General features: G+C 46.2%; 7 protein-coding genes and 1 pseudogene. 6 read left to right on the forward strand and 2 right to left on the reverse strand.

What is annotated here, in order from left to right; all coding sequences use genetic code 11:
• Positions 1-123 precede the first annotated feature (123 nt).
• The gene (pcrA, locus tag H6F74_RS23490) at positions 124-2445 is read right to left on the reverse strand and encodes a DNA helicase PcrA (protein WP_190444551.1); all 2322 of its coding nucleotides are present in this window, start codon (positions 2443-2445) and stop codon (positions 124-126) included.
• A 241-nt stretch (positions 2446-2686) separates the two neighbouring features.
• Between pcrA and H6F74_RS23495 the strand changes: the two genes are divergently transcribed.
• The gene (locus H6F74_RS23495; RefSeq protein WP_190444572.1) at positions 2687-3415 is read left to right on the forward strand and encodes a winged helix-turn-helix domain-containing protein; all 729 of its coding nucleotides are present in this window, start codon (positions 2687-2689) and stop codon (positions 3413-3415) included.
• An 80-nt stretch (positions 3416-3495) separates the two neighbouring features.
• Here H6F74_RS23495 and H6F74_RS23500 read toward each other — a convergent pair whose 3' ends face one another.
• On the reverse strand, positions 3496-4335 hold the full coding sequence (locus tag H6F74_RS23500) for a fatty acid desaturase (RefSeq protein ID WP_190444552.1): 840 nt from the start codon (positions 4333-4335) through the stop codon (positions 3496-3498).
• Between the two features lie 188 nt (positions 4336-4523).
• On the opposite strand from H6F74_RS23500, the gene H6F74_RS23505 reads away from it, so the two are divergent.
• The 5 genes and pseudogenes from H6F74_RS23505 to H6F74_RS23525 all read left to right on the forward strand — a co-directional run bounded on the left by H6F74_RS23505 (position 4524) and on the right by H6F74_RS23525 (position 8022).
• Positions 4524-5750 carry a TetR/AcrR family transcriptional regulator gene (locus H6F74_RS23505; protein ID WP_190444553.1) on the forward strand — a complete coding sequence of 409 codons (1227 nt, stop codon included), beginning with the start codon at positions 4524-4526 and terminating at the stop codon, positions 5748-5750.
• Positions 5751-5777: 27 nt separating this feature from the next.
• A pseudogene (locus tag H6F74_RS31170) lies at positions 5778-5864 on the forward strand (BrnT family toxin); the annotation flags it as partial.
• A 1-nt stretch (position 5865) separates the two neighbouring features.
• The gene (locus H6F74_RS23515; protein ID WP_190444574.1) at positions 5866-6144 is read left to right on the forward strand and encodes a BrnA antitoxin family protein; all 279 of its coding nucleotides are present in this window, start codon (positions 5866-5868) and stop codon (positions 6142-6144) included.
• 13 nt (positions 6145-6157) lie between these two features.
• Positions 6158-7882, forward strand: a complete 1725-nt coding sequence (locus tag H6F74_RS23520) for a pseudouridine synthase (RefSeq protein ID WP_190444575.1) — start codon at positions 6158-6160, stop codon at positions 7880-7882.
• Between the two features lie 2 nt (positions 7883-7884).
• On the forward strand, positions 7885-8022 hold the full coding sequence (locus H6F74_RS23525) for a hypothetical protein (protein WP_190444554.1): 138 nt from the start codon (positions 7885-7887) through the stop codon (positions 8020-8022).
• Positions 8023-8306: the final 284 nt, after the last annotated feature.

Below are 8306 nucleotides of genomic sequence, written 5' to 3' on the forward strand. Positions count from 1 at the left end.
ATTTATAGCGTTTCTCGGTTGGGTGAAATATATCGCGGTTGTTTTATTTTCGCCACGTTGCTAGGGACATGGCAATGCCATGTTCTTACAGATTTATTGTACCCAACCCTTGAATTGCTATAGCTACTCAACTCTTTGCAGTTTGGCAATTTTAGGATCGATGATTTTTTGCCCGACGCTTGGGAATTTGATCGCTACAGAGATTTTGTTTCCTTGCCCGAAAATGTGGGTGATATTACCAACGCCAAAGGCTGAGTGAAGAACGCGATCGCCTACTTTCCAGTTATGATTACCATTGGTTGTCGCCGTTTGGGATTTTGCCGGGGCGGTGGTGCGATTAACTTTTGTTATTCCACTGAGTAATTCTTTGGGCAACTCTTTGAGAAATTGCGAACTAACAGCAGGTTCGCGGGAACCCCATAGGCGACGTTCGCTGGCATGGGTGAGATACAATCTTTCTTGAGCGCGGGTGATGCCGACATAACACAAACGCCGTTCTTCTTCTAGTTGCGCTGGGTCGTTTAAGGTGCGCGTATGGGGTAGTAATCCCTGTTCCATTCCTACTAAAAAGACTACAGGGAATTCTAGCCCTTTGGCAGAGTGCAATGTCATCATAGAAAGGCGCGATTCTCCTTCTTTCAAATCATCTAAGTCAGAAGATAAGGAAGCATTTTGGAGGAAACTTTCTAATTTTATGTCTTCATTTTCTTGTTCAAATTGTTGCACCGCGTTGAAAAGTTCTTGGACGTTTTCTAGTCGGTTTTGCGCTTCATCGGTGCCTTGGGTTTTCAAATCCTGAATATAACCAGAATCTTCCATTATTCCCTGAACAATTTCGGAGGCTGGTAGGATTTCCAGTTGGTTCTGCCAGTGGCAAATCATTTCGACAAAACGCGCGATCGCTTTGGCAGCACGTCCAGCTAATGTGTTAACTGAAGTCTCATCCTTGAGGATTTCCCACATCGATACGCCTAACTCTTGGGAAACGCCCGCGATCGCATCTAATGTAGCTTTGCCTATCCCGCGTCGTGGTGTATTAATCACTCGCTGCAAACTAACTGTATCCGCCGGATTGACAATTAGCCGCAAATATGCCACCGCATCTTTAATTTCTTTCCGGTCGTAGAACTTCAAACCACCAACTATTGTATAAGGTACACCACCGCGCACCAGGCATTCTTCAAAAGCGCGAGATTGAGCGTTAGTGCGATAAAGTATGGCAAAGCTACCCCAATTTAATTCGGGATTTTGGTGTTCTAGATGGCGAATTTGAGTGACGACAAATTCGGCTTCGGCAATTTCATTGTCGCCTTTGTAACAAAAAATAAGTTCACCAGCGCCGCGTGTCGCTTTCAACACTTTGTCAATGCGCTGAGTATTATTTTCAATCAGCTGATTAGCTGCTTGCAGAATATTTTCTCTGGAACGATAGTTTTCTTCCAGTTTTACCATTGTGCGGGTATCGTCATCTGGCAAGCCGTCGCCAAAATTCTCCTGAAATTCCAGTAGAATTGTGAAATCTGCCATGCGGAAACTATAAATAGATTGATCCGCATCACCAACTACAAAAACTGAGCGATCGCGCCAACTCCATTCGCTTTTTTCTGTCTTCCCATCTGTCACTAACAAGCGAATCAAATCGTACTGAATTCGGTTAGTATCTTGATATTCATCTACTAGAATATGATGAAACTTGCGGTGCCAGTAACCCAAAACTTGCTCGTTTTGCTGAAACAATTTGACTGGCACCATAATCAAATCGTCAAAATCTAGGGCGTTATTTTCTGCCAGCTTATCTTGGTAGATGCTGTAAACTTGAGCAATCGTCCGTCCGCGAAAATTTGGTTGTTCGGTGGCAAACTCTTGAGGGGAAAATCCCTGATTTTTGGCGTTGCTGATGGTATAACGCACCGAACGGGGTTCAAACTTTTTCTCATCCAAGTTTAACTGTTTGGTGACAATCTCTTTTACCAAACTTTGAGAATCGGAATCGTCAAAAATGGAAAAGTTTCGCGTCCACTTGCGTCCTTTCTCATCCTGATATTTCTCAATATCAAAGCGGAGAATTCGGGAAAAAAGACTGTGAAAGGTGCCAATCCACAAATCTTTGATGTAAAGTTTGTAAACACGCGATCGCAACCGGGTTTGTTCATCCGCAGCTAAGGCTGACAACGGCTTGCCATATTGCTTTTCGGCTAACTGCGCGGCGAACAGCTTTTCCATCCGTTCCTTCATTTCCCGTGCGGCTTTGTTGGTAAAAGTCACCGCCAGGATATTTTCCGGATCTACCCCGTGCTGCAAAATTAAATTAGCAATTCGATAAGTTAGCGCCCGTGTTTTGCCGCTACCTGCGCCAGCAACGACAAGCAAGGGGCCTTCGTAATGTTCGACGGCGAGGCGTTGACTGGGGTTGAGGTGGCTAAGGAAGTTAGTAGTGGTAGTCATAGTTAGACTGGAGGGATGCGATCGCAAGTGCGCCTTTTCAGCAGACGGGTAGAGTCGCTATTGGCAAGGCTACACTATCGTATCTAAACTCGGTTAAGAACGATTTACTTTTCTAGTTTGTCGGGGTGCAATAGGCTCTACACACCAAAATAGCAATCTTGTCGGCACTAAACTTGTAGCAGTGGAGGAAGGAAGTGTAATGGTCGAAAATTTTAATCAGCCTAGACCCCATGATTCAGGCATAGCTCCCAAAAAGATTCTTGTGGTTGATGACGATCCTGCTATTCGGAATTTAGTTTATCGCTTTTTAGGTCAGCAAAATTATTTAATGGAGTCCGCCGGAGACGGTAAGACTGCTTTGGCAAGGTTTGAACAATTCCAACCCGATTTGGTGATTCTAGATGTAATTTTGCCTGACATTATCGGCTATGAGGTTTGTCAGCAAATGAAAAAAAGCCGCACGGGTACTCTTGTCATGCTGCTGACCGGACTAGCGGATGTAGAACACCAAGTTACAGGATTAGAGTGGGCTGATGCCTATGTTACCAAGCCTTTCCATCTGCGACTATTGGAAAAACAAGTGCAGGCTCTTTTGCGTTTCCTCCAGCCTCCAGTCCATCCTGAGGAACGGAAGCGTTTCGTGTTTGAGAACTTGGTGATTGACCCGGTGAGCCGTGAGGTAATATTTGACAATGAAATTGTATCGTTAACTGCCTTGGAATTTGACCTGCTGCATTTTTTAGCGAAGCATTCCAAGCAGGCTTTGAGTCGCAAGGATCTGATTAGAGACGTTTGGGGTCATGAATTTGTCGCAGATGAACGGGTTGTTGACGTTCACATCGGTCAAATTCGCCGGAAGCTGGAACCGAATATTAGTAAGCCGATATTTATTCATACCGTCCGGGGTTTTGGCTACAAGTTTGAGCCGCCTAGCCCCACTCAGAATAAAAATGTTCAATTAATGGGATAAGCAGGCGCGATCGCTTCTCACTGATATTGTGGTGACAGAGAGTGCGATCGCTCAAGAGAAAAACTTCTCAGCTTTTCAGATTATCCTTCTGGTGGCATCACTACTCGTTGTGCCAAACCCAGCTTTTTCAGGATTGTAATCGCCCACCAAGTCATGTCGATTTCCCACCACTGCCATCCTGCCTTCGCCACATTCGGATAAGCATGGTGATTATTGTGCCATCCTTCGCCGTAGGTAAGCAATGCTGCCCACCAAAGATTACGGGAATTGTCCTCAGAGGTGAATGTGCGGTAGCCTGTCATGTGGGTTGCCGAATTAATCAACCAAGTGCTGTGCCACAGTAAAACTGCTCGCACAAATATGCCATAAATTACAAACGACCAACCGCCAAGCACGTAAAGTAAAAGTCCCAAGGGCAGCTGAAGCAGCAAAAAGTTCTTATTCAGCCAACGGTAAAAGGGATCGCGATCTAAATCTGGAGCTAAGCGCTTGTAAGATTCATAGTCGAAAGTTTCTCCTTGCGGGTAAAACAACCACAGCATATGACTCCACCAAAATCCTCGTCGCGCAGAGTAAGGATCTTTGTCCACATCCTCGGTGTGTAGGTGGTGCATCCGGTGTCCAGCTACCCAAAAGATCGGCCCGCCTTGCAGTGCTAACGATCCGATGAAAGTGATTGCATACTCCAGAGGCTTTGGCACCTGCAAGCTGCGGTGCGTTAGCAATCGGTGATAACCCAAACAAATGCCAATGCTACCGAACAGCCAGTGTAAAAAAATTGCTACGCCCAGCGCCGACCAGGAAAAGAACCAAGGTGCTAATAATGCCAGTGCATGAAATGCACCGAAGAAGGCCACATTTATCCAAGACAGGGTGCCATATTCACCCCTGTTGGGAGCCGTTTCCGTATTAGAAGTCATGAAAATCCTCAAAGGTGACTAAAATCCATCAGCACCATTGAGTACAGCGCTGATTTCTGATTTGCTCTCTTCACTGCCTGTACACTTGCCGGGTTAGCAAGGTACAGTGGAAAGAAGAGATGCAAGTGCTACTTACATTACTTTAACAACTTTTTGCAGTTTGTGCAAGTAACGCTTGCATTGTATTTATGTCAACTCCGCGAAATCCCACCCGGCAACGTTTAATCGATGCCGCATTAAAGCTTTTTGCCGCCCAAGGCGTGACCGAAACGACTACCAAACAGATTGCAGAATTAGCAGATGTCAATGAAGTAACCCTGTTTCGTCACTTTGGCAATAAACACGGATTGCTGTTAGCTGTAATTCAGGAAGCTGCGGTATTTGCCCAGTTAGGTCAAACCCTAGTGCAGCAGGCGAATCAAGCCAGTAGCCTAGAACAAGCGCTCAAAGAGTATGCGGATGCTTGCTTGCAGGCGCTAGAACGAGTGCCAGAAATGGTGCGTTCGGTCGTGGGCGAAGCCGGACAGTACCCAGCCGAGAACCGCGAGGCATTAGGACGCGGCTTTACCCAAGCTAATCGCTATGTGGCGGAATACCTCGAAGCCGTTATTGATGGCGGGCAATTGCAGGCGCACCTGCCCGCCGAAAAACTTGCCAGTTTGCTCAATGGTATGTTGTTAGGATATGCCGTCATTGAGTTCACCAGCGAATTTCACGACCTTTGGCAAGACAGGGAGGATTTTTTAAAAAATCTTGTGACTCTGTTTCTTCAGGGTGCAGTTGCGCCGAACCCGGTGACTCTTTCTCATGCAATTCAACTGGCATCTTTAGCAACCAATAAGATTGCAGATTTGCCTGCCCAACTGGTTCATAGTATTCTGCAAAAGGCTAAAAAGCAGGGTTTGCAGGAGTATGCTTTAGTTTACGTGCTATTTGGTGCCGGATTGACTCCAGCAGAGATTGCTCAGTTAGAGCGATCGCATTATATTAGCGATCGCGATCAACAGTTTTTACAAATTACTAAAGGGTTGATTCGCCAAGTTCCCGTCAATCAGTGGATTATGGGGAAGCGCTATGGAACGTATCAGAAAAATCCGCTAACCCAATGGTTGAGAAGTTGCAAAGATACACACTCTGCCTTGTTTATCAATGCCGCCCACGAGCCTTTAACTGAAGCAGAAGTTCGCCAACTGTGGCAGGAATTAACAACTGACTTGATTGCACCAGAAGGGCGATCGCCTACCATTGAGCAAGTCCAACAAACCTGGTGCGTCGAAATGTTAATGCGGGGAATGAATTTAGAAGATATGGAAATTCTGACAGGTTGGGAAAATCGCCAACTTGAGCCTTATATCCAAAAAGCTAAAGAGAAAAAAGCTTTAGAACAAGCAATTCGCTTAGATCAAAAAACTTAATTAGCAATAGGCGGTTGAAACCGCAACTACATAAAAGAAGGTGTAGCGGTTGTTGTCTGGACAGAAAGACAAGGAAATCTTATCCGAATTATCTCAGCAAGAAGGGCAAATTGATATGAGCGGCAACGATTTGAACAATACCTCACGTACTAATTGGGAAGCGTTGGAATCAATGTCAGATGATGATATAAACTATTGTGATATCCCACCATTGACTGATGAGTTTTTTGAAAAGGCAATGCTGCGAGTTCCGGCGGCTGAGGCAAAAAATTTGGTTCAGTTAGACAAAGACGTGATGGCTTGGTTTCAATCCCAAGGTTCAGAGTATAAAACGCTGATTAACGCAGTTTTGCGCCGCCACATTGAGAGCAGTGGCAATCAACAACTTGTCTGACGCATTACTATTTATGGTGGTTCTGCACACACTTTCAGATTTCATCGATGGCAACTATGCGATCGCTAACTCATCTCCTAGTTATTGGTATGAAGGGCATTCTCCTCATGGCGAGTTGCTGAGACTACCGCGCACCCCAATGTCGGAAGCGATCGCCAGAAGTTTAATGCAACACCTTACCAGGGATGAGAGTTATTCTCGTGAAGGCAAGATGTACGGGATATTACTAATTGAACTACCGAATGGCGAACAACGGATACTGAAAGCATTCTCCGGACTGCTGAATGGTTGCAGTGCAGTTGAAGGTTGGGTACCGCCGATTCCCGGACGAGACGAGTGTGCATTAGCCGAAGCCCGCACATTGGCTCAATTAGACGCTATGAAGCAGGAACTGATTACCCTCAAGCAACTCAAAGAACGGCAAGAGTACGAAACCCTGTATCGCCAGCAGGAGCAGCAGTTGCAAATCTTAAGCGATCGCCATCGAGATTGCAAACACCAACGACAGGAAAAGCGTCAGATACTCTGCCAAACGCTGACAGGAGTTGCCCTTACTGTTGCTCTTGAACAACTCGATGAAGAAAGCCGTCGGGAGGGGATTGAGAGGCGAATACTCAAACGCCAGCAAAGCCAAGCATTGCAGCCGCTGAAGCAGTTAATTGAAACAGCCGATGCGCGTCTAAGGGAACTGAAACAACAGCGTAAACAACTGTCCCGCCAACTCCAGGCGCAGATGCACGCTGCTTACAGCCTGACTAATTTTTCTGGGCAATCTTTATCGTTGCAGCAATTGATGCCAGGAGGCTCTATGCCCACCGGGACAGGAGACTGCTGCGCCCCCAAGCTACTGCATTATGCGGCAACGCATGGGCTTAAACCGCTGGCAATGGCGGAATTTTGGTGGGGATCGTCCACTCAAGAGAAAATCCAGGGAGAGTTCTACGGAGCTTGTTTAGAACGTTGTCAGCCATTGATGGGGTTTCTACTGTCAGGATTGCCTCAGATGCCTACAGGCTGTAAGCCTGGGACTATACAAACTAAGCCTGGGTCGGCAGATTTAGTCTGTGTAGCCGCACCCTTGAGGGTATCAGCGATTGACACAACGCTGACGCGATCGCTACCCATTATTTATGAAGACGAATGGCTGATTGCGGTGAACAAACCCGCAGGGTTACTATCCGTACCGGGACGTTATAGCGATCGCCAAGACAGCGTTTTAGCCCGCTTGCGTAATCTGTTACCTGATGGCATGGAGATTACTGCCGTGCATCGGTTGGATCAAGAAACATCTGGTATTCTCCTACTGGCACGCGATCGCCAAACCCATCGCCAACTAAGTTGTCAGTTTCAGCAGCGACAGGTTCACAAAGTTTATGAAGCGGTACTTTCCGGTTTAGTTACGACTGACTCTGGCGCGATCGCACTACCCTTAAGGGGAGATCCCAATCGTCGTCCCTATCAGAAAGTTGATGAACAAGGGAAACCCAGCTTGACTCATTTCCGGGTGATGGCGAGGCAAGGATGCACCAGGGTAGAGTTTATACCACTAACAGGACGCACCCATCAGATCCGAGTTCATGCTGCTGATGCCAGAGGACTTGGGATGCCTATTTTGGGCGATCGCCTCTATGGATGCCGTGCAGAGGCGAATCGGCTACATCTGCACGCCAGGGAACTTCACTTTGAGCATCCGCAGTTAAGAGAAACTTTCCACCTACAGGCAAAAACGCCATTTTGACGATGAAACCCTTGAGAAAAGAGCCTTACCTGGAGAAAATATCTCGATTAATCCACGATGACGAAGCCTTTTTAACAGCTTATCTCATCGATTTAAAAGCTTTTATGCAGGGCAACGGTCATTCTACAAAATCAATATAGCAATCCTAAATAATTCGTGAAACCCTGTAGAGACACGGCACTGCCGTGTCCCTACACCAGGGCGAATACTCTTTCACAACTTAAATAGGATTGCTATAGTAGTTTTATCCCACATTCCGCACCCACAACTGTCACATAGACAGTGGCTTTAAGTGTAGAAGTGAATCATAGTTCAAATATTGAGTATAAATACTCAGTATTTATATATTAATGAGAATCAAGCTCATAATTTGCATCCAATGGCGACTCCTTATGGCAGTTTTCCCTAAATACTGGCGACCCAA

This window comes from Trichocoleus sp. FACHB-90, assembly GCF_014695505.1.
Lineage (GTDB): Bacteria > Cyanobacteriota > Cyanobacteriia > Cyanobacteriales > FACHB-T130 > Funiculus > Funiculus sociatus.

What these genes read in the sequence shown, in the direction of transcription:
- H6F74_RS23525 (WP_190444554.1), top strand. Translation starts at nt 7,885, where the DNA reads ATGAAACCCTTGAGAAAAGAGCCTTACCTGGAGAAAATATCTCGATTA.
- pcrA (WP_190444551.1), bottom strand. Translation starts at nt 2,445, where the DNA reads ATGACTACCACTACTAACTTCCTTAGCCACCTCAACCCCAGTCAACGC.
- H6F74_RS23505 (WP_190444553.1), top strand. Translation starts at nt 4,524, where the DNA reads ATGTCAACTCCGCGAAATCCCACCCGGCAACGTTTAATCGATGCCGCA.
- H6F74_RS23515 (WP_190444574.1), top strand. Translation starts at nt 5,866, where the DNA reads ATGAGCGGCAACGATTTGAACAATACCTCACGTACTAATTGGGAAGCG.
- H6F74_RS23500 (WP_190444552.1), bottom strand. Translation starts at nt 4,335, where the DNA reads ATGACTTCTAATACGGAAACGGCTCCCAACAGGGGTGAATATGGCACC.
- H6F74_RS23520 (WP_190444575.1), top strand. Translation starts at nt 6,158, where the DNA reads ATGGTGGTTCTGCACACACTTTCAGATTTCATCGATGGCAACTATGCG.